This window comes from Streptomyces sp. G45, from assembly GCF_049542095.1.
Lineage (GTDB): Bacteria > Actinomycetota > Actinomycetes > Streptomycetales > Streptomycetaceae > Streptomyces.
The window spans coordinates 8,573,650-8,592,950 of the sequence record NZ_JBMUZU010000001.1; the positions used below are offsets into that span (position 1 = coordinate 8,573,650).

The 19,301-nt window shown below is 74.3% G+C and carries 19 protein-coding genes and 1 pseudogene; 12 read left to right on the forward strand and 8 right to left on the reverse strand.

Annotated features, from left to right (window positions below):
• Window positions 1–46 precede the first annotated feature (46 nt).
• The 11 genes from ACOBQU_RS36595 (at window position 47) to ACOBQU_RS36645 (ending at window position 12,869) form a co-directional block, all read left to right on the forward strand.
• Window positions 47–1,456 (forward strand): thioesterase domain-containing protein, encoded by a 1,410-nt coding sequence (locus tag ACOBQU_RS36595; protein WP_423634956.1) that lies wholly within the window; start codon window positions 47–49, stop codon window positions 1,454–1,456.
• Window positions 1,440–2,909, forward strand: coding sequence for a methylmalonyl-CoA mutase family protein (locus ACOBQU_RS36600; protein WP_423633420.1), 1,470 nt, complete (start codon window positions 1,440–1,442; stop codon window positions 2,907–2,909). Before ACOBQU_RS36595 ends, ACOBQU_RS36600 begins: the two co-directional genes overlap by 17 nt.
• 167 nt (window positions 2,910–3,076) lie before the next feature.
• Window positions 3,077–3,346 (forward strand): acyl carrier protein, encoded by a 270-nt coding sequence (locus ACOBQU_RS36605; protein ID WP_423633422.1) that lies wholly within the window; start codon window positions 3,077–3,079, stop codon window positions 3,344–3,346.
• Window positions 3,343–5,007, forward strand: coding sequence for an amino acid adenylation domain-containing protein (locus tag ACOBQU_RS36610; protein WP_423633424.1), 1,665 nt, complete (start codon window positions 3,343–3,345; stop codon window positions 5,005–5,007). The genes ACOBQU_RS36605 and ACOBQU_RS36610 overlap by 4 nt, the downstream gene beginning before the upstream one ends.
• Window positions 5,004–6,887, forward strand: a complete 1,884-nt coding sequence (locus ACOBQU_RS36615) for a condensation domain-containing protein (RefSeq protein ID WP_423633426.1) — start codon at window positions 5,004–5,006, stop codon at window positions 6,885–6,887. Before ACOBQU_RS36610 ends, ACOBQU_RS36615 begins: the two co-directional genes overlap by 4 nt.
• Before the next feature lie 2 nt (window positions 6,888–6,889).
• The gene (ccrA, locus tag ACOBQU_RS36620; protein ID WP_423633428.1) at window positions 6,890–8,212 is read left to right on the forward strand and encodes a crotonyl-CoA carboxylase/reductase; all 1,323 of its coding nucleotides are present in this window, start codon (window positions 6,890–6,892) and stop codon (window positions 8,210–8,212) included.
• Window positions 8,209–8,667 (forward strand): cobalamin B12-binding domain-containing protein, encoded by a 459-nt coding sequence (locus tag ACOBQU_RS36625; protein ID WP_423633430.1) that lies wholly within the window; start codon window positions 8,209–8,211, stop codon window positions 8,665–8,667. Before ccrA ends, ACOBQU_RS36625 begins: the two co-directional genes overlap by 4 nt.
• 376 nt (window positions 8,668–9,043) lie before the next feature.
• Window positions 9,044–10,363 (forward strand): lysine N(6)-hydroxylase/L-ornithine N(5)-oxygenase family protein, encoded by a 1,320-nt coding sequence (locus tag ACOBQU_RS36630; RefSeq protein ID WP_423633432.1) that lies wholly within the window; start codon window positions 9,044–9,046, stop codon window positions 10,361–10,363.
• Between the two features lie 2 nt (window positions 10,364–10,365).
• The gene (locus ACOBQU_RS36635; protein WP_423633434.1) at window positions 10,366–11,139 is read left to right on the forward strand and encodes an FMN-binding negative transcriptional regulator; all 774 of its coding nucleotides are present in this window, start codon (window positions 10,366–10,368) and stop codon (window positions 11,137–11,139) included.
• 97 nt (window positions 11,140–11,236) lie between these two features.
• Window positions 11,237–12,565 (forward strand): cytochrome P450, encoded by a 1,329-nt coding sequence (locus ACOBQU_RS36640; RefSeq protein ID WP_423633436.1) that lies wholly within the window; start codon window positions 11,237–11,239, stop codon window positions 12,563–12,565.
• 70 nt (window positions 12,566–12,635) lie between these two features.
• Complete coding sequence (locus tag ACOBQU_RS36645) at window positions 12,636–12,869, forward strand: hypothetical protein (RefSeq protein WP_423633438.1); 234 nt, start codon at window positions 12,636–12,638, stop codon at window positions 12,867–12,869.
• A gap of 70 nt (window positions 12,870–12,939) precedes the next feature.
• Here the strand turns inward: ACOBQU_RS36645 and ACOBQU_RS36650 are convergent, their stop codons facing one another.
• From ACOBQU_RS36650 to ACOBQU_RS36680, 7 genes are read right to left on the reverse strand one after another with little or no spacing between them, the layout of a single operon-like run.
• Complete coding sequence (locus tag ACOBQU_RS36650; RefSeq protein WP_423633440.1) at window positions 12,940–14,691, reverse strand: complex I subunit 5 family protein; 1,752 nt, start codon at window positions 14,689–14,691, stop codon at window positions 12,940–12,942.
• Complete coding sequence (locus ACOBQU_RS36655) at window positions 14,688–15,038, reverse strand: sodium:proton antiporter (RefSeq protein ID WP_423633441.1); 351 nt, start codon at window positions 15,036–15,038, stop codon at window positions 14,688–14,690. The genes ACOBQU_RS36650 and ACOBQU_RS36655 overlap by 4 nt, the downstream gene beginning before the upstream one ends.
• On the reverse strand, window positions 15,035–15,796 hold the full coding sequence (locus tag ACOBQU_RS36660) for an MnhB domain-containing protein (protein WP_423633443.1): 762 nt from the start codon (window positions 15,794–15,796) through the stop codon (window positions 15,035–15,037). Before ACOBQU_RS36660 ends, ACOBQU_RS36655 begins: the two co-directional genes overlap by 4 nt.
• A complete protein-coding gene (locus ACOBQU_RS36665) occupies window positions 15,793–16,065 on the reverse strand; it encodes a Na(+)/H(+) antiporter subunit B (protein ID WP_423633444.1) in 273 nt (90 codons plus the stop codon). The genes ACOBQU_RS36660 and ACOBQU_RS36665 overlap by 4 nt, the downstream gene beginning before the upstream one ends.
• 22 nt (window positions 16,066–16,087) lie before the next feature.
• A complete protein-coding gene (locus ACOBQU_RS36670) occupies window positions 16,088–16,726 on the reverse strand; it encodes a monovalent cation/H+ antiporter complex subunit F (protein ID WP_423633446.1) in 639 nt (212 codons plus the stop codon).
• Window positions 16,723–16,914: a hypothetical protein gene (locus ACOBQU_RS36675; RefSeq protein WP_423633448.1), complete on the reverse strand. Its 192-nt coding sequence runs from the start codon at window positions 16,912–16,914 to the stop codon at window positions 16,723–16,725. The genes ACOBQU_RS36670 and ACOBQU_RS36675 overlap by 4 nt, the downstream gene beginning before the upstream one ends.
• Before the next feature lie 35 nt (window positions 16,915–16,949).
• Window positions 16,950–17,321 (reverse strand): VOC family protein, encoded by a 372-nt coding sequence (locus tag ACOBQU_RS36680; protein WP_423633450.1) that lies wholly within the window; start codon window positions 17,319–17,321, stop codon window positions 16,950–16,952.
• A 249-nt stretch (window positions 17,322–17,570) separates the two neighbouring features.
• Between ACOBQU_RS36680 and ACOBQU_RS36685 the strand changes: the two are divergent.
• A pseudogene (locus tag ACOBQU_RS36685) lies at window positions 17,571–18,495 on the forward strand (MBL fold metallo-hydrolase).
• A gap of 36 nt (window positions 18,496–18,531) precedes the next feature.
• Here ACOBQU_RS36685 and ACOBQU_RS36690 read toward each other — a convergent pair.
• The gene (locus ACOBQU_RS36690) at window positions 18,532–19,104 is read right to left on the reverse strand and encodes a hypothetical protein (RefSeq protein ID WP_423633452.1); all 573 of its coding nucleotides are present in this window, start codon (window positions 19,102–19,104) and stop codon (window positions 18,532–18,534) included.
• Window positions 19,105–19,301 lie beyond the last annotated feature (197 nt).

Genomic DNA, 19,301 nt, shown 5'->3' on the forward strand with positions numbered 1-19,301 from the left:
GGCGGCACGCTTCGTGGCCTGCCCGTTCGGCCCGCCGGGCACGCGCATGTACCGCACGGGCGACCTCGTGCGGTGGAACCGCGACGGGGACCTTGAGTACGTCGGCCGTTCGGACGACCAGGTGAAGATCCGGGGGTTCCGGGTCGAGTTGGGTGAGGTGGAGGCGGCGCTTGCCGACGCGTCCGGTGTGGAGCGGGCGGCGGTGGTCGTCCGCGACACCGACGCCGGGAAGCAGCTGATCGGCTATGTGGTGCCCGCCGATGAGGGCGTCGACGGGAACGCGGTGCGCGGTGACGTGGCGGTGCACCTCCCGGAGTACATGGTCCCGGCCGTGGTGATGGTGATCGACGACCTGCCGCTGACCGTCAACGGCAAGCTCGACAAGCGGGCCCTGCCGGAGCCGGAGTTCACCGGAGGGGAGTACCGGGCGCCGTCCACTCCCGTGGAGGAGATCCTTGCCGGGATCTTCGCTCGGGTGCTGGACGTGCCGAGGGTCGGTGTGGACGACTCGTTCTTCGACCTGGGCGGCAACTCGCTGTCCGCGATGCGGGTCGTGGCCGCCGTACGCGAGTCCTTCGACTCCGAAGTCGGCGTCCGCGCCCTGATGGAGGCGCCGACCGTCCGAGGGCTCAGCCGCCAGCTCTACGACTGGTCGGACGCCGACGAGATGCCCCAGGTCGTCACCGTGCGCCAGGGCAGCGGAACGCCGCTGTTCTGCGTCCACCCCGGCGGCGGCGTCAGCTGGGCCTACCGGGCCCTCGGCGGCGCCCTGAAGCGCCCCGTCATCGGTATCCAGCAGACCCCCGACGGCGGCGAACGGCCGCCCACCATCCGCGAGTTGGCCGAGCGATACGCCGACCTCGTGCAGTCCCTCCACACCGAGGGCCCCTACGACCTGCTCGGCTGGTCCTTCGGCGGCGTCGTCGCCCACCAGGTCGCCGTCGCCCTCCAGCGCAGGGGCGCCACCGTGCGGCACCTGGTGCTGCTCGACGCGGCCCTCGTGGAGCCCGGCGCCGCGCGGTCACCGGACGAGGAGTTCGACGAGACCGACGTCCTGAGGTACTTCGTCTCCAAGAACGCCGAGCTGCCCGCGCCGCCCGAGCTGACCACCCACGACGAGATCGCGGCGTGGGTGGAGAGCCAGACGGGCCTGGGCGCCGCCCTCCCGCCCGCCTGGATGATCCGGCACGTCGTGCACAACCTCCGCTCCAACTCCGAGCTGTGGCACGGCCACACACCCGAGGTGTTCGACGGCACCGCCGTGGTGTTCACGGCGGCCGCGGAGGACACCGCGACGGGCTACTCCCGCGACTGGACGCCCTACGTCACCGGCGGGGTGACCGAGTACGCCGTCGACTGCGAGCACAACGACATGGTGAGTCCCGATGCGGTGGCCGCCTACGGCGACCTGCTGCACGCCGAACTGGAAGGTGGCGTCGATGACCAGAGCCGGTGAGTTTCCGTACGAGGGCGGAATCCATCCCCAGGGGTACACGTCCCGGCCGTGGACGATCAGGCAGTTGGCGGGCCTCGGTGACGGCCTCGACACCAACAAGCGCTTCCACTACCTCCTCGACCGCGGCGAGACCGGGCTCTCCCTGGCCTTCGACCTGCCCACGCAGCTCGGCCTCGACCCCGACGACCCGGCGGCCGTCGGCGAGGTCGGCCGCGCCGGGGTGTCGGTGGCCACCGTCGACGACCTCGCCGCGGTGTTCGAGGGCATCCCGCTGGACCAGGTGTCGGTGTCGTTCACCATCAACGCGACCGCGCCGATGATCCTCGCCCTGTGGATCGTCGTCGCGGAGGAGTCCGGCGTCGACCCGGCGCTGCTGCGCGGCACCCTCCAGAACGAGATGCTGAAGGAGCACGCGGCCCGCAAGGCGTTCGTGTTCGACCTCGACGACAGCTTCCGCTTCTCCCTCGACGTCATCGAGCACTGCGTGCGCCACCTGCCCAAGGTCAACCCGGTCTCCATCTCCGGCGGCCACGCCCGCGAGGCCGGGGCCAGCCGGTCCCTCGAAGTGGCGCTCGGCATCGCCGACGCCGAGCAGTACCTGAAGGGCATGCTGGACCGGGGCTTCACCGTGGACGAGGTCGCCCCGCGCCTCAGCTTCATCTTCGGCACCCACATGGAGGTGCTCGCCGAGGCCGCCAAGTTCCGCGTGCTGCGCCGGATGTACGCGCGGCGCATGGTGAAGCTGTTCGGCGCCCAGAACGACAAATCGACCCGGATGCGCATCCAGGTCAACACCTTCGGCTCCGCCCTCGCCGCCAGCGAACCCCTGAACAACATCGCCCGCACCACCGTCCAGGCCATGGCGGCCGTCCTCGGCGGCGTCCAGTCGCTGCACGTGTGCGGCTTCGACGAGGCCGCCCAGACGCCCGGGCAGCTGTCCGCGCGCGTCGCGCTGCGCGTCCAGCAGATCCTCCTCAAGGAGACCGACCTGGCCCGGTACGTCGACCCGCTCGGCGGCTCCGACGCGATCGCCCGCATCGCCGACGAGATCGAGGCCGAGGCCGTCGGCTGGCTCGACGACATCGAGGCCCGCGGCGGACTCCTCGCCTGCCTGCGCAGCGGCTGGCTGGAGTCCCGCATCGACGACATGGCGTACGAGGGAGCCGGTCCCACGGTCGGCGTCGCCGACGCCGAGGAGTCCGAGGAGGAGGACTGGCTCACCGAGCGGCAGCTGCGCTCCGGCGTCGTGCCCGGACGGCGGCGGCCCTTCCGGCGCGGGACGTGCGAGGCCGAACTGCGCGCCCTGACCGAGGACGTCGCCGCCGGACGCAACGTCATGGACTCGATGATCGCGGCGGCCCGGGCGCGGGCCAGCATCGGCCAGATGCAGCGGGCCGTGGCGGACGGGCTCCAAGCACAGGCACCGGCACCGGCGCGGCCGCCGGGCGCGTGACGGCCACGGCGGTCATGGCGGCCACGGCGGCCGTGACAGTGGCCGCGCCGGTCGCCGCGGCGCCCGCGGCGCGTGCGTCGGGCCCACGGGCCGACGGCACCGCGTAACCCCCCCTTCCCCACCCCGGACGCGTCCGGGACCAGCACCCGAGTGGATAGCGAAGAGACATGACCCAGCAGCACAAGCAGCAGCTCACCGAGACCATCGTCGCGTTCTGGGAGCGCGCCACCGGCGAGGACGGCCTGACGCCCGAGGACAACTTCTTCGACCTGGGCGGCGACTCCCTCGTGGCCGCGAAGATCCTCGCCCTGATCGAGCGCGAGTACGGCCTGGAGGCGGAGCTGCACCTGCTGTTCGACAACCCCACCCTCGAGGAGTTCGTGGACGCCGTCGACGAGGAGCTGGCCGCCGCCGCGTCCGAGGGAGCCACCGCGTGACAGCGCCCGCCTACCTGTCGCTGTGGGGCGGCCCGGTGACGCCGGACTGCTTCCTCGCGACCTTCGCCCGGCACGTCGGCGCCGACCCGCTGCGCACCGCCCTCGTCGACGCCGACCGCTCCTACACCTACGCGGAACTGGCCGCCTGGGCCCAGGCGGTCGCCGCCGAGCTGGCCGCCGCCGACGTCGCCACCGGGGACCGGGTCGCGGTGGCGCTGCCGCGCGGCGCGGGCGCCGTCGCCGCGCTGCTCGGCGTGATGCTCCGCGGCGCCACCTATGTGCCGCTGGACCCCGAGTACCCCGTCGACCGCCTCCAGTTCATGGTCGACGACTGCCGTCCGCGGGCCGTCGTCGCCACCGAGCACACCCGCCTCCGCTACGACGGCCCGGTCCTCGGCGTCGGCGAGGCACCCGACGCCACCACGCCCCCGGACCTCCGCCCGGCCGCCTGTGACCCGGACCTGCCGGTGTACGTCATCTACACCTCCGGCTCCACCGGCTGGCCCAAGGGCGTGGCCCTCACCCACCGCTGCGTGGACGCCATGGTCGACTGGCAGGCCGCCCACTCGCCGCGCCCCGACCTGCGCACCGCCCAGTTCGCGCCGCTGAACTTCGACGTCTCCTTCCAGGAGATCCTCGGCACGCTGTGCGGCGGCGGCACGCTCACGGTCATGCCGGAGCGGCTGCGGCGCGAACCGGCGAGGCTGCTTCGCTGGCTCGCCGAGCAGCGGATCGAGCGGCTCTTCCTGCCGTTCGTCGCCCTCCAGATGCTGGCGGTGACCGCCCGCCCCGAGACCCTCGCCCCGCTGCGCCTGGTCGAGGTGAACACCGCCGGTGAGCAGGTCGTCTGCTCGGAGGACATCCGGTCCCTGTTCGCCGGGCTGCCCGGCTGCCGCCTGGTCAACCACTACGGGCAGAGCGAGTCCGCCATGGTGACCTCCCACATCCTGGGCCCCGACCCCCGGGAGTGGCCCCATCTGCCCCCGATCGGGGTGCCGCTGCCCGGCTGCGAACTGCTCATCGACCCGGAGGACCCGGAGACCCCGCACATCGGGGAACTCCTGGTGGCCGGTCACCCCCTGTCCGAGGGGTACCTCGGCCGCCCCGAGCTGACCGCCGAGCGCTATCTCACCATCGCCCCGTCCCCGGCCGGGCACACCCGCGCCTTCCGCACCGGCGACCTGGTCGAACTCACCCCGGACGGCGTGCGGTTCCTGTCCCGCATGGACAGCCAGACCAAGATCCGCGGCATCCGCGTGGACCTGTTGGAGGTCGACGCCCAGCTCCTCGCGGACCCCGACGTCGCCGCCGCCGCGACCACCCTGGTGCCGACCAGGTCCGGGCACACCAGCCTGCGCGCCGCGGTCGTGCCGCGCGAGGGCCGCGGCGGGTCCGTGGAGGCCGACACGCTGGAGCGGCTGCGCAAGGTGCTGCCGGAGGTCGCGGTGCCGGTCTCGGTGACCGAGCTGCCCGAACTGCCGCGCACCCCCAGCGGGAAGATCGACCGGGAGGCCGTCGTCACGCTCATCGCGGACGACCTGAGCCGCCGCCGACGCCGCCGGGACGGGCGTGAGGGCGGCCGCCGGGACGACCGCCGGGACGACCGCGGGGACGACCGTGGGGACGGCCGCCGGGACGACCGCGGGGACGGCCGCCCATGACGGCGATCCTGCACGACCGGCCCGCCGACGCCGGACAGTACGCGCTGTGGGCGGAGGCGGCCATCGACCCCTCCATCAGCGGCGGCGGCTACTTCGTGGCGACCCTCCGCGGCGCCGTCGACCCGCACCACCTGGAAGCGGCGGCGCGGGCCGTGCTGCACCGCCACGAGCCGCTGCGCTCCGTACTGCGCCTGGTCGACGGGCAGTTGCGCCAGTGCGTCCTGTCCGCGCGCGACGCCTGCGCCTTCGACCAGGCCGCACTCGCCTGCCCCGACGGCGAGGAGGCGGCGGCCGTCCGCGCCTGGCGGCAGCGGCCCGAGCAGCGCCGCCACTGGGACCTCGGCACCGAGGCGCCCATCCGCTTCCGGCTCCTGACGCACGGCCCCGAGCGCCGCTCCGTCGTGTTCGAGGCGCACCACGCCGGATTCGACGGGCGCAGCAAGTTCGTCGTCGCCCGGGAGTTCACCCGGTACCTGCGCGCCCTGCGCGCGGGCGAGCCCGTCACCCCGGAGCCCCTGGCGGCCCTCGACACGCCCGTCGCCCCCACGGACGTGATCGAGGAGGCCCTCGCCTTCTGGCGGGAGACCGTCGACAGGGCGTCCCCGCTCGCCCTGCCCGAGGGCGGGCGCCTGGGGGACCGGTCCATCGTCTCGTCGCCGACCGTCGCGCTGGACCCCGACGCGGTCGCCGCGCTGCGCCGCATGGCCAAGGCGTACCAGGTCAGCACCTTCACCATGCTCCTGGCGGCGCTGACCCGGCAGCTCGCCGCGTACGACAACGCCCATCCGCTGCTCGGCCTGGCGTCCGACGTCAGCGACGAGCGCACCGCCCACATCGCGGGACTCCAGATCAACGTGGTCCCCGTACCCGTGGAGATCGCCCCCCGCGCCACCGTCGAGCAGTCCGTGGCCGCCGCGCGCGGGGCGCTCGGGCACCTGGCGCGCTACCGCCGCGTCCCGTTCGTCGACCTGATCGCCGGTGTGCCCGGCAAGCCCCTCGGACGGCTCAGCACCGCACTCGGCCTGTCGTTCCCACGGCCGCCCGCCGGGCTCGACCTGGACGTCCCGGGCCTGCGCGCCGACTGGGACTTCTTCACGCCCAACACCAACGCGGCCCTGGCCCGCACCCTCCAGATCCGGGCGGACTGGCCGCACTGCCGGGTGCGCCTGGACTACCGCCAGGACCTCATGGGGGCCGCGGAGGCCGAGCAGCTCCTCGCCGACTTCCGCACCGCCGTCGCCGACTTCGCCGCGGACCGCACGACGCCCTCGGTCACCGCGGCGGTCGCCGACCGCCCGGCACCGGACGCCACCGGCACGCCGTACGTGCGCGGCGGGGTCCGCGCGGGGACCGTCGTGGACGACGACGCGCCGAACCCGCCGCGCCTGCTGCCCGCCGCCGGTGTCGCGTTCACCGCCCGGGGGCGCGCGGGACAGGCGCTGCCGCGGTCCGTCGCGGGGACGCTGCACGCCCGCCTCCCCGACGGCCGCGAGGTGCCGACCGGCGACCTGGGGTACGTGGCCGCCGACGGCGACGCCCGGCTCATCGGGCCGCGCGACGGCCGCTGGATCCGCACCCGGAGCCTGATCGACGCCGCCGCCGTCACCCGCGCCGCCCGCACCCACCCATGGGTCGAGGACGCCGACGTACGCCTGGAGAAGGCCCGCACCGAGACCGCGGTGCTCGTCGTGACCGGGCGCGGGCCCGACGCCCCGAGCGCCCGGGAGCTGCGCGCCCACCTGCGGAGGTGGTTGCACGGCAGCGACCTGCCGGGACGCATCAGGATCACCCGCCCCGACGCCACCCCCGGCACCGACCCCGACGCCATCTCCGGCGCCATCCCCGACACCGCCCCTGACACCGCCCCCAAGGAAGGATGACCATGGACGACCTCTCGGCAGCCGTGATCGCGGGCGCCGCCCCGGACGAACTGGCCCGGACACCGGTCCCCGGCGACTACAACGCGGCCTATCTGCGGGCCGAGGACGTCGGCATCTTCGCCGGTGTGGAGGACAAGGACGTACGCAAGTCCCTCCACATCGGCCGCGTGCCGATGCCCGAACTCGCCCCGGACGAGGTCCTCGTCGCCGTCATGGCCGCGGCGATGAACTACAACACGATCTGGTCGGCGACCTTCGAGCCGCTGCCCACCTTCACGTTCCTGCGGCACTACGCCAAGCAGGGCGGCTGGGCCGCGCGCCACGACCAGCCGTACCACGTGCTCGGCTCGGACGCCGCCGGGGTGATCGTGCGCGTCGGGGACGGCGTGCGGAACTGGAAGGTCGGCGACCACGTGGCCGTGGCGACGGCCCACGTCGACGACCAGGCGCCGCTCACCCACCACGACGGCATGCTGGGCGACGAGCAGCGGGCCTGGGGCTTCGAGACCAACTTCGGCGGCCTCGCCGACTACGCGGTGGTCCGCGCCAGCCAGCTGCTGCCCAAGGCCGCCCACCTCACCTGGGAGGAGGCGGCCAGCAACCCGCTGTGCGCCGCCACCGCCTACCGGATGCTGGTCAGCGAGCGCGGCGCGAACATGCGCCAGGGCGACGTGGTACTCGTCTGGGGCGCCGCGGGCGGCCTCGGCGGCTACGCCGTGCAGTTCGTGCGCAACGGCGGCGGCATCCCGATCGGCATCGTCAGCTCCGACGAGAAGGCCGAGATCGCCCGCAGGCTCGGCTGCGAACTGGTCATCGACCGGCGCGAGATCGGTGAGATCTCCGCCGACCCCGACGTCACCGTGGCGACCGGCAAGCGCCTCGGGAAGATCATCAGGCGGGAGATCGGCGAGGACCCGAACATCGTCTTCGAGCACGTCGGCCGCCAGACGTTCGGCATCTCCGTGTTCGTCGCCCGGCGCGGCGGCACCATCGTGACCTGCGGTTCGAGCACCGGCTACCAGCACACCTTCGACAACCGCTACCTGTGGATGCGGCTGAAGAAGATCGTCGGCAGCCACGGCGCGAACCTGTACGAGCAGTGGCAGACCAACCGCCTCATCCAGCGCGGCCGGGTGCAGCCGATGCTGTCCGCGGTGTACCCGTTCCAGGAGACCGCCGAGGCGGCGCGCACCATCCAGCTCAACGAGCACCTCGGCAAGGTCGGCGTCCTGTGCCTCGCGCCCACGCGCGGCCTCGGCGTCACCGACCCCGCGCTGCGCGCCCGGATCGGCGAGGACCGGATCACTCCGCTGATGGCGGCATGACGGCGACACCGGCTCCGTACGCGGACACGGGGCACGCGAAGGGGCAGGCGCAGCGCGTGCGGGTGGTGGTCGCCAAGCCCGGGCTCGACGGCCACGACCGGGGCGCGAAGGTGGTGGCGCGGGCCCTGCGCGACGCCGGGATGGAGGTCATCTACACCGGCCTGCGCCAGACGCCCGAGCAGATCGTCCACACCGCCCTGGAGGAGAGCGCCGACGCGATCGGCCTGTCGCTGCTGTCCGGCGCCCACATGGAGCTGGTGCCGAGGGTCCTGAAGCTCCTGGTCGAGAACGACGCGGCGGACGTGCCGGTGTTCTGCGGCGGCATCATCCCGCCGGGGGACGCGCGGCAACTCGTCGACCTCGGGGTACTGCGGATCTTCACCTCGCGGGACTCCCTCGACGAGATCGTCGGCTGGGCGCGGGCCACGCTGCGCCCGCTGGAGGTGATGGGGTGACCGGGCGCCCGCCGGATGACCCGCTGGAATCCGCGCGGCGGGCCGACGTGGCGGCGGACTGACTGACGGCCCGCGCCCTGCCCACGACCCGCGGCACGCGCCCCTCGCGACCCACGGCAGGCGACCTTCACGACCCGCGGCACACGACCCTCACGACCCTCACGACCCTCACGACCCTCACGACCCACGGCACACGACACGGCGACCTGGCCGGACGGGCACGCACGCCCCCGGCGCGGGACGCCACCCCGGGCCGGTGCGCCCGGACGACCACCCCTCCCCGGCCGGGCGGGCCGCGCGCCGGTCCCGCCGCGGTGGGACACCGGCGTACGACGCCCGGCCGGACCGCACACGACTGGGAAAGTTGGCACCCCTGATGACACCTCCGGACGACACGACACCTCCGGAAGCGGCGGCCGCGGACCTCGTGGGGATCGGCTTCGGCCCGTCCAACGCGGCCCTGGCGATCGCCTTCGAGGAGACCGCCCCGCACACGGCCGGGGAACCACGCTCGCGCATGGCGTTCTTCGAGCGGCAGCCCGCGTTCGGCTGGCACCGCGGCATGCTCATCGAGGGCGCGACCATGCAGGTCTCGTTCCTGAAGGACCTGGCCACCATGCGCAACCCGATGAGCCGCTACACCTTCATGCAGTACCTGAAGACCAAGGACCGGGTCGCCGAGTTCATCAACAGCAAGACCCTCTTCCCGCTGCGCGTGGAGTTCCACGACTACCTGGACTGGGTGGCCCGGCAGTTCGACCCGGTCGTGACCTACGGCGCCGAGGTGGTCGCGCTCAGGCCCGTGACCGTGGACGGCGTCGTGGCGCACCTCGACGTGGAGGCGCGGGTGACCGGCGACGACGGCGAGCACACCGTCGTCCGGCGCGCCCGGAACGTCGCCGTCGGCACCGGACTCACGCCGCGCATGCCCGACGGCATCCAGGAGTCGCGGCGCGTCTGGCACAGCTCCCGGCTGATGGACCGGGCGGCGACGATCGGGGACGCCCCCCGCCGCCTGGTCGTCATCGGCGCGGGCCAGAGCGCCGCCGAGGCCACCGACTACCTGCACCGGACGTTCCCGACCGCCGAGGTGCACTCGGTGTTCTCCCGCTACGGCTACAGCGTCGCCGACGACAGCCCGTTCGTGAACGGCATCTTCGACCCGAAGGCCGTCGGCGCGTTCTACGGCGCGGCGCCCGAGGTGAAGCGGCAACTGCTCGGCTACCACGAGAACACCAACTACTCCGTCGTCGACCTGGAGCTCGCGGAATCCCTCTACCGCACGAGCTACCAGGAGCGCGTGCTCGGGCAGCAGCGCCTGTGGATCCGCAACATGTCCCGCGTCGTCGCCGCGGCGGAGCACGCGGACGGCGTGCGCGTGACGGTCAAGGAGCTGGCCACGGGCACGAGCGAGGTCATCGAGGCCGACGCCGTGGTCTGCGCCACCGGCTACGCGCCGAGCGACCCGCTGCCGCTGCTCCAGGACGTCGTCGGCGAGTGCAAGCGCGACGACGAGGGCCGCCTCGTCCTCGGCCGCGACTACCGGGTGGCCACGTCGGACGCAGTGCGGTGCGGCATCTACGTGCACGGCGCCGGATCGGAGCACTCCCACGGCCTGGCCGCCGGGCTGCTGTCCAACACGGCGGTCCGCTCCGGCGAAATCGTCGACTCCATCCTCTCCGTCCTCGCGAGGTAGCCATGTACGTTCCGCCGATGTACAAGAGCATGGGCCGGGGGTGGATCCGGCAGGTCATGGCCCGCTACCCCCTCGCCACGCTGGTGACGAACGGCCCCTCGGTGCCGTACGCCACCCATCTGCCGGTGATCTTCGACCCCGGCAGCGAGAGACCCCCCTCGGGCGACGCGGTCCCCGAGGGCGGGACGGCCCCCGGCGCCGACGACCTGGCGGGCACCACCCTGTTCGGGCACATGAACCGCGCCAACCCCCACTGGGGGTCCCTGTCCGACGCCATGGACGCCAAGCTGGTCTTCACCGGGCCGCACAGCTATGTCTCGCCGACCGTCTACGAGCAGAGCCCGGCGGCGCCGACGTGGAACTTCGTGGCGGCCCACGTCGAGGGCACGCTGCATCCGCTGCCGGACTTCGAGGACACGCTGAGGGTCGTCCAGGACACGGTCACGCAGTACGAGCGCGACTTCGGCGACGGCTGGCGGATGGACGAGTCGCTTGACTACTTCCGCATGATCGGCCCCGCCGTCGGCGCCTTCCGCTTCGAGGTGCGGTCCGCGCAGGCCATGTTCAAGCTCAGCCAGGAGAAGGACACGGAGATCCAGCGGCGCGTCGCCGACCGCTTCGCCGAGCGGCCCGGCTCCGCGCACGAGCTGGCGGCGCTGATGCGCGAGTTCAGCCTGGCGGGCGCGGAGGGCGGGCCGGGCGCCCAGGACGCGCGGGGCGGTCAGGACGCGCGGGGCGGTCGGCGGGAGGAAGGGCACGGCGAGCAGGGCGGCTGAGGAGCCCGTGGGCAGCCGCGTCGCGTGTGATACATCCGGGCGGCCCCGGGCACCCGTACTCCCCGTCCGAGGAGTCGGCACCACCCGGGAGGATCCGATGGTCGACAACACGCTGGCGCTGCTCTCCCAGGGCTACGCGTGGCTCCCAGACCTGAGCCGCAGGCAGGGCCCGGGGCCCGTCCGCACGCGGCTGCTGGGCAGGCCCGCCCTGGCGCTGCGCGGTCCCGCGGCCGTCGCGTTCTTCTACGACGAGCGCCACGTGCGGCGCCGCGCGGCCCTGCCCGAGCCGGTGCTCAGCACCCTGTTCGGCCAGGGGGCCGTGCACACCCTCGACGGCGAGGAGCACCGCGCCCGCAAGGCCGTCTTCGTCTCACTGCTCAAGGACCCCTCCGGCGTCGCGGCCCTGGCGCGGAGGGTCGCCGAGGAGTGGCAGCGGTCCCGCGAGCAGTGGGCGGAGCGCTCCGAGGTGACCCTGTTCGACGAGGTGAGCGTCCTGATCACCCGTGCCGTGTGCGCCTGGGCGGGCGTCCCGCAGAGCGTGCGCACCGACGCCGAGGCGCAGGAGACGGCACGGGACCTGGTGGCGATGATCGACGGCTTCGCCACCGCGGGGCCCCGGTACTGGCGGGCCCGCCGCGCGCGGCGACGCCAGGAGGAGCGCCTGGCCCGCGCGGTCGAGGAGGCCCGCGCGCCTGCCGCCGGGGAGCCCGACGCCGCGCGGGACGGCGCGGCGGAGCAGGGCCCGGCGGCGGGCCCGCACACCGTGCTGCGCGCCGTCGCCGAGCACCGCGACGCCGACGGCACCCTGCTCGATCCGCGCACCGCCGCCGTCGAGATCCTCAACGTGATCCGCCCGACGGCTGCCGTCACCTGGTACGCCGTGTTCGGCGCCCACGCGCTGCACCGGCACCCGGAGCTGCGGACGCGCCTGGCCAAGGAGGGCGACGACTACGCCCGGGCGTTCGCCCACGAGGTGCGGCGCTTCTATCCGTTCGCGCCGTTCGTCGCCGGGCTCGCCGCCGGGGACGTGGACTGGCACGGCGAGCCCATCGCCGAGGACACCCTGGTGCTGCTCGACCTGTACGGGCAGAACCACGACCCGGGGCTGTGGCGGGAGCCGTACGCCTTCGACCCCGAGCGGTTCACCGGCCGTGAACCGGGCCGCGACGAACTCGTGCCGCAGGGCGGCGGCGAAGCCGCCCAGGGGCACCGCTGCCCGGGCGAGGACGTCACCCTCGCGATCCTCACCGCCCTGCTGCCACGGCTCGCGCGCCTTGACTACGAGGTGCCCGAGCAGGACCTGCGCATCCCGCTGCGCCGCGTCCCGACCAGGCCCCGCAGCGGCTTCGTGATCGCACAGGTGCGTCCGCCGGACCCCTCTGAAGCCCTCGGAGACCGCGAATCCACGGAACCCGAAGACGAGTAGAGAAGCGGAAGACGAGCAGATGAGCGGAAGACGAGCAGATGAGCAGGCGAGCAGACGAACGGAGCGCACCGTGACCGACCGCCGGTACGAAACCCCGGGCGAGGACGAGAAGCCGATCCCGCGCGACCCTCCCGACCAGCAGGCCGGGGCCGACGCCGACCCCTGGGAGGGCAGCGCCGAGAACGCCGACCGCCCGGACGGGCAGGCCCCCAGCGTGGACCAGCCGGGCGCGCGGCGACAGGACGAGGAGCGCTCCGACACCGTGCACCCCGAACACCCCGACCCCGAGGAGTCCACGGACTGAACCTCCCACCTCGGACCACCTCGGACCACCTCGGACCACCTCGGGTCACCTCGGATGACCTCAGGTCTCCCTAGAGCCGTGCCCCCACCCCCGGCAGTGCCAGCGCCCCCAGCACCGCCGTGCCCGCCACGAACCAGGCCACGTAGTCCCCGATGTGGCCCGAGTGGAGGCGCCGCAGCGGGGCGAGCCAGGCGTACGGCTCCCCGGCCGTGCGCCGCCGCACCGCCAGGGCCGCGCACGCCGCCGCGAGCCCCACGGACAGCCCGCCGGTCACGACGGCCGCCGGAGCCCAGTGCGGCGCGGTGCCTTCGGGGGCGCCGAAGGCACCGCCAGCCCCGGACGCGACGGCGGGGGCGAGGCCCGCGGCCAGCGCGCCCACCAGGAGGGCGCCCGGGACGGCCAGCATGGTGGCGGGGACCCGCCGGAGCGGTCGGGGCGTCTCGGGTTCCTCGTGGGCGGGGTCCGTGTCCAGGGGCGACGGCCCCTTGGGGCGGGGGCCCGCGCCGAGGAACACGCGGGCCGCCGCGCGCAGCACCGCCCCGCCGGTGAGCGCCGACACGGCCACGCACAGCGCCGTCGTCGCGACGCCTCCGGCCTCCTCCACCGCCCCTTTGCCCAGCGCCGTACCGAACGGCGGCAGACCCGCGAGGGCGGTGCCCGCCACTCCGTACAGGACGGCGAGGAGGCGCAACTCCCGGGCCCGGCCGTGGAGTTCGTGCTCGTCCACGCTGCCGTAGCGGTCCAGCAGGATGCCGGTGCAGGCGAACAGGGCGGCCTTGGCGCCCGCGTGCCCCACCACGTACAGGGCCGCACCGGCCGTGGACTCCGGGCGCAGCAGGCCGATCCCCACGAGGAAGAGGCCGGTGTGCGCGACGGTCGAGTAGGCGAGCAGCCGCTTCAGATGGTGCTGCTGCCAGCACATCACCGCGCCGAGCAGCGCCGTGACCGTGCCCAGGGCGACCAGGCAGCGGGTGACGTCCGCGGCGGGCAGCCCGCCGGGACCGGCGAACACGGTGGCGTGCACCCGCCACACGCCGTACGCGCCGAGTTCCACCATCACCCCGGACAGCAGCATGCACACGGGCGTCGGCGCCACGGCGTGGGCGTCGGGCAGCCAGAAGTGGAAGGGCACGGCCGCCGCCTTCACCAGCAGCCCGGCAAGCACCAGCACGAAGGCGCACAGGACCAGCGCGTCCGGCTCGCGCGCCGCGTCGAGCGCGTCCCCGATCCGCCGCATCTCCAACTGGCCGGTGCGGGCGTACAGCAGCGTGATGCCCAGCAACGTGGCGTACGCGCCCAGGGAGTTGACCACGCCGAACGTGAGCGCCCCCTGCACGGCCGCCGGATCCTCCACGCGGTAGCCCGTCAACGCGTACGCGACGACGCTCATCAGCTCGAAGAAAACGAAGGCGTTGAAGAGGTCGCCGGTCAGTGCGAAGCCGCACATACCGGCCTGGAAGAGCAGCACCAGGGCGGGGAACGTGCCCGCCTGACGGTGCGGCACCTCGTCGAAGTAGCGCCAGGAGTAGCCGAGGACGCACACCGTCAGGGCGCAGACGAGCGTGGCGAGCGCGGTGCCCGGCACGTCGCCGACCAGGACGATGCCGACGCTGTGGCCGCGCACCGGATCCCAGCCGCCGACCCACTCCGACGCGCCGGGCGACGCGTGCGCCAGCAGCAGCGCGGACAGCACCGCGCTGGCCGCCGCCACCGCCCCGGCGACGGCCTCGGCGGCGGCGCGCGGCAACCGGCGGCCCAGCGCCACGAGCAGCGCGGCCCCCAGCAGCGGCAGCGCCACGACCAGCGGCAGCAGCCCGCTCATCCGCGCAGCTCGGACAGCTCGTCGGGGTCGGCCGTGCCGTGCCGCTTGGCGACCTGCACCACCAGGGCGAGCAGCAGCGCGGTCACCGTCGCGCCCACCACCACGTCGGTGAGCGCCAGCGCCTGCACGACCGGGTCGACCAGGGGACGCGAGCGCGGCGGCACGTCGGAGTGGACGGGTGCGGTGCCCCCGGCGCGGTAGCCGACGGCCAGCAGCAGCACGTACGTCGAGGACTGGCAGACCGTCAGGCAGCCCACGGCGTGCACCAGATGGCGGCTGGTGGCGAGGCCGTAGCAGCCGACCAGGAAGATCCACCCGGCGGCGAGGTAGGGCAGGACGGCCATCATCGCGGGCCCGCCCTCCGTGTGCCGGGCGCCTCGTCCGTGATCTCGACGGTCTGGTCGAGGAAGCGGGACAGCAGGACGACGACCGCGCTGGCCACCTCGATGCCCACCGCCAGGTTGAGCAGCGGGACGGTGCCGCCGGAGGCGAGCGTGTTGAACGTGCCGTACGGCAGGAGCGTGTTGGCGAGGAACGCCGTGCCGCCGAGCAGCCCGGCCACGCCGACCAGCAGGTAGGCCGCCTCGCCGACCGCGTCACCGGCCTCGTACAGGCCCATCGGGCGGATCCGCTCCAGGGCCCGGTAGCCCACGCCCGCGTAGAGCAGGTGCACGGCCGTCGCCACGACGACGCCGCCCTGGAAGCCGCCGCCGGGGCTGAGCTGCCCGTGGGCGACGACGTACAGGCCCACCACCAGGACGACCGGCAGCAGGGCCAGCGCGTAGCGCCGCACCCAGGGGTCCACACCGGCAAGGCCCGGCGGCGCCCGGTCCTCGTCCCGGGCCTGGCGCAGCAGGACGACGGTGCCGAGCACGGCCGCGAACAGGATGGACTCCTCGCCGAGGGTGTCGAAGGCACGCTGGTCGAAGGTGACGGACGACACGGCGTTCGCGGTGCGCCGGGCGAGAGCGGCGGCGGTGGCCCGCTCGCCGTAGGGGTGGCGCTCGCCGCCGAAGGCGGGCAGCCGCAGCGCCGCCCCGACGAACAGCGCGGCCAGGCCGAGCGCGCCGAGCACCAGCACCCAGCGCCGCACCCGGCCGCTCATGGCTCGGCCCGGTCCCGCGCCGGGGGCCGCCGTCGCCGTCTGACCTTGCGCACCGTCAGCAGGATGAGCAGCGGCGTCAGGACCGACCCCACCGCGAGCTGCGACAGGGCCACGTCCGGCGCCTGGAGCACCGTGAACAGGGCGGCCAGACACAGCCCGAGCACGGAGAGGACCAGCGCCTGCCGGGCCGGTTCGCGCACCGCGACCGCCACGGTCGCCGACGCGGCGACGAGCAGCAGGCACACGGCGATCACGATGTCGTCGCTCATCCGCTGGTCCCGAGGTCGTCGTTCATCCACTGCCCCCGAGGTCGTCGCTCATCGCGTCCCCCCGTCCATGGCCGTCCATGGCCGTCCGTGGCCGTCTATGGCCGTCCATGGCCGCTTCACCGTCCGTCGCTGTCCCCGTGCGCTGTCCGCCGGGGCAGGGGCAGGCCCGCTGCCCAGGGCCGTCGCCCGGGCCCACCCGGCCGCCGGACTCGTCCTCGGCCTCCACCAGGCGCGCGGACAGCGCCCGCGCGGCGATCACGTTGCCGAGCGCCACCAGCGCCCCGGTCGTGGCGAGCTTGACCGTGGCCCTGCCGGGGGCCGTGGCCGCGCAGACGGCGGCCGTCACCACCACCGACCCCGTGACGCACCCGGCCGTGACGGCGGTGGCGGCGCGCGGCGGGCCCGGCGCCAGGTCCTCGGCGAGCAGCCGGACGCACACGAGCGTCCCGACGGGGCCGAGCAGCGCCAGGACCAGGGAGAGGTCGATGTACGAGGGGCGGCCGTAGCCCTGGGCGAGGAGCAGGACGGCGAGGGCGACGACGGTGCCGCCCGCGTTCTGCGCGAGTATCCGCCGGGGCAGCGGGCCCGACGCCGCGCCCCACAGGACGGGCGGCACGCCGAGGGCCAGCAGCGCCGCCCCGCACCCCAGCCACGCGTTCACCGCGTGCCCGCCGCGCCGCGCGCCGCCGTCGCCGCCACGGCGCCCGCGAGGGCGCAGCCCGCGCCCACCGCGGCCTCCAGGGCGTCGACGGCGCTGACCAGGACCAGCCACAGCGCGGTCAGCGCCACCCACCAGGCGAGGAGTTCCGCGAGCGTGCGGAGCGACTTCCGGTGCGCCAGGTACGCCATGGGGGGCCTCTCGTGTGGCGCGGCGCGGGGGCGCGTCAGGCGCGGCACAGGCAGAAGGGGTGTCCCGCCGGGTCCGCGTACACCCGGAAGCCCCGCTCGCCGCCGCGATCGTCGAGGTCCAGCGGCATCGCGCCCAGTGCCAGGGCCTGGCTCTCGGCCGCCGCCATGTCGGTGACGTGGAAGTCCAGGTGGAGCTGCTGGGAGTTGTCGTCGCCGCGCGGCCACCGCGGCGGCCGGTGGTCCGGCGCCCGCTGGAAGGCGATGCGGTGCCCGCCCGGCGCGTACAGGTCGTACCAGTCCTCGTTGTACTGCTTGATCTCACCGCCGAGCAGGCCCGCGTAGAAGCCCGCGAGCGCGGGGGGATCGGGGCAGTCCACGGCGACGAGGCAGTAGGTGGCTACGGGCATGGCGCTCTCCTGTCCGCGGGGTCAGGCGTCCGCTTGGCTATGTGGCTATGTGGCTATGGAGCCATGGAGTGATGTGGCTATGAAGCGATAGCGATGTGGCTACGTGACTGTGTGGATGTGTGGCGATGCCCTGGGCGTGCCGCGGGTGCGCGTCCCGGGATCATGCGCGGCACGAGTGCCCACCGGTGCGGTGTGCATGCCGCCGATCCGCCACGGGGCCGAGCGGGCCGGGGCGGCTACAGTCGGGGCATGACAGTGTGCGGCACGGACCGGATCACGCTGGGCGACGTGGAGGTCATCCGCGTCGTGGAGTGGCGGGGGCCCTTCGAGCCCGCGGCGTCGTTCCTGCCGGGGATCCCGGCGGCCACCTGGCGGGACAACGCCGACTGGCTGGTGCCCCAGCACTGGGACCCGGGCGACGGCACCATGCAGCTCACGCTCCAGACGTGGGTGCTGCGCAGCGCGGGACGGACCGTGCTGATCGACACCAGCACCGGCAACGGGCGGACCCGGCCCGCGTTCCCCCAGTTCGACCACTGGTCGGGGACTTCCTGGGCCGTCTCGCCGCCGCCGGGGTGCGCCCCGAGGACGTGGACGTCGTCGTCAACACGCATCTGCACTTCGACCACGTCGGCTGGAACACCCGCGACGAGAACGGGGAGTGGGTGCCCACGTTCCCCGCGCGCGGTACCTCATCCCCGCCGCCGACGACCACTACTACGGCCCGGAGAACCACTACGGAGCGACGGGAGGCGGCGGCCCCGACCCCCACGTGCGCCTGATCCACGAGGACAGCGTCGCGCCCATCCACCGCGCCGGTCAGGCCGTCCTGTGGCGGGACGCCCACCGCATCGACGAGCACCTCACCCTCGAACCCGCCCCCGGCCACACCCCGGGCTCCAGCGTCGTCCGGCTCAAGTCGGGCACGGACAGGGCCGTGTTCGTGGGGGACCTGCTGCACAGCCCCACGCAGATCCTCCACCCCGACCACAACAGCTGCTACTGCCTCGACCCCGCCCAGGCCGCCGCCAGCCGCCGCCGCGTCCTCCAACGCGCCGCCGACGAGCGGGAGTTGCTGTTCCCCGCCCACTTCGGAGCGGGCGGCGCCCTCCACGTGACCGCGCGCGGCGGCGGCTTCGCGCTGGGCTCCTGGGCGCCGTACGCCAGTGCGTGAGCGGCCGGGCGCCTGCCGGGGCGGTCCGAGGCGGCGTCAGGCGCGGGGGAGCGGGACCACCTGGTCGCCGTCGGGCACGTCCGTCACCGTCACGGTGTCCGGCGCCACGCCCAGGCCCCGCGCGACGGCCGCCGCCAGACCCGGGACGTCCTGGCCCTCGGGTACGGGGACCTGCTCCCCGTCGCCGTAGCTCTCGATGGCCTTGCCGAAGTAGCTCGGATGCCAGGCGCCGACCGCGCCCTGGACCTCCACCGACGCCACCGCGCGGGCGCCGGTCACGCTCTTGGCCCGGGCCAGGATCTGATCCGAGCGCAGCTCGCCCGGCACCTGGAAGAGGCTCGCGTGCGCGCCGACCGCGCCGCCCCCGCGCAGATGGACCGTGACGGTCAGACAGCTGGTGACGCTCGGGTACCGGATGACCCCGCCCGCCGGAGCCTCCTTGACCTGCCCCTCCGTGATGACGGTCGCCGCGGTCGCGGGCGCGCTGACGGCGGCGCGCCCGCTGCCGGGCGCTGCCGGGTGCGCCGCCGCCGTCCCCGTGAGGCAGACCACCGCCGCGGTGCCCGCCGCGGCGGCCGAGGACAACGTACGCAGAGACCGTGCGTGCATGGACAAGAGGAACTCCCTTTCAGGACAAGACGAGGTACGACGACGCGAGGTGACGCCAGGTCGGACGAGCCGAGGCAGCCGAACGCCCCGCGCCGGACTCGGCACGGGGCGACGCTCACGCTGAGGCGGATCGCTCCACGGATCGCTCCACGCGTCACTCTATGGGTCACGCTATGGATCACTTCGCGGATCACTCT

Bases quoted from the DNA above. Each gene is read 5' to 3' on its own strand.
- ACOBQU_RS36600 (WP_423633420.1), top strand. From the start codon at position 1,440: ATGACCAGAGCCGGTGAGTTTCCGTACGAGGGCGGAATCCATCCCCAG.
- ACOBQU_RS36630 (WP_423633432.1), top strand. From the start codon at position 9,044: ATGACACCTCCGGACGACACGACACCTCCGGAAGCGGCGGCCGCGGAC.
- ACOBQU_RS36605 (WP_423633422.1), top strand. From the start codon at position 3,077: ATGACCCAGCAGCACAAGCAGCAGCTCACCGAGACCATCGTCGCGTTC.
- ACOBQU_RS36595 (WP_423634956.1), top strand. From the start codon at position 47: ATGTACCGCACGGGCGACCTCGTGCGGTGGAACCGCGACGGGGACCTT.
- ACOBQU_RS36655 (WP_423633441.1), bottom strand. From the start codon at position 15,038: ATGATGGCCGTCCTGCCCTACCTCGCCGCCGGGTGGATCTTCCTGGTC.
- ACOBQU_RS36635 (WP_423633434.1), top strand. From the start codon at position 10,366: ATGTACGTTCCGCCGATGTACAAGAGCATGGGCCGGGGGTGGATCCGG.
- ACOBQU_RS36690 (WP_423633452.1), bottom strand. From the start codon at position 19,104: ATGCACGCACGGTCTCTGCGTACGTTGTCCTCGGCCGCCGCGGCGGGC.
- ACOBQU_RS36640 (WP_423633436.1), top strand. From the start codon at position 11,237: ATGGTCGACAACACGCTGGCGCTGCTCTCCCAGGGCTACGCGTGGCTC.
- ACOBQU_RS36650 (WP_423633440.1), bottom strand. From the start codon at position 14,691: ATGAGCGGGCTGCTGCCGCTGGTCGTGGCGCTGCCGCTGCTGGGGGCC.
- ACOBQU_RS36675 (WP_423633448.1), bottom strand. From the start codon at position 16,914: ATGGCGTACCTGGCGCACCGGAAGTCGCTCCGCACGCTCGCGGAACTC.
- ACOBQU_RS36665 (WP_423633444.1), bottom strand. From the start codon at position 16,065: ATGAGCGACGACATCGTGATCGCCGTGTGCCTGCTGCTCGTCGCCGCG.
- ACOBQU_RS36680 (WP_423633450.1), bottom strand. From the start codon at position 17,321: ATGCCCGTAGCCACCTACTGCCTCGTCGCCGTGGACTGCCCCGATCCC.
- ACOBQU_RS36615 (WP_423633426.1), top strand. From the start codon at position 5,004: ATGACGGCGATCCTGCACGACCGGCCCGCCGACGCCGGACAGTACGCG.
- ccrA (WP_423633428.1), top strand. From the start codon at position 6,890: ATGGACGACCTCTCGGCAGCCGTGATCGCGGGCGCCGCCCCGGACGAA.
- ACOBQU_RS36660 (WP_423633443.1), bottom strand. From the start codon at position 15,796: ATGAGCGGCCGGGTGCGGCGCTGGGTGCTGGTGCTCGGCGCGCTCGGC.
- ACOBQU_RS36625 (WP_423633430.1), top strand. From the start codon at position 8,209: ATGACGGCGACACCGGCTCCGTACGCGGACACGGGGCACGCGAAGGGG.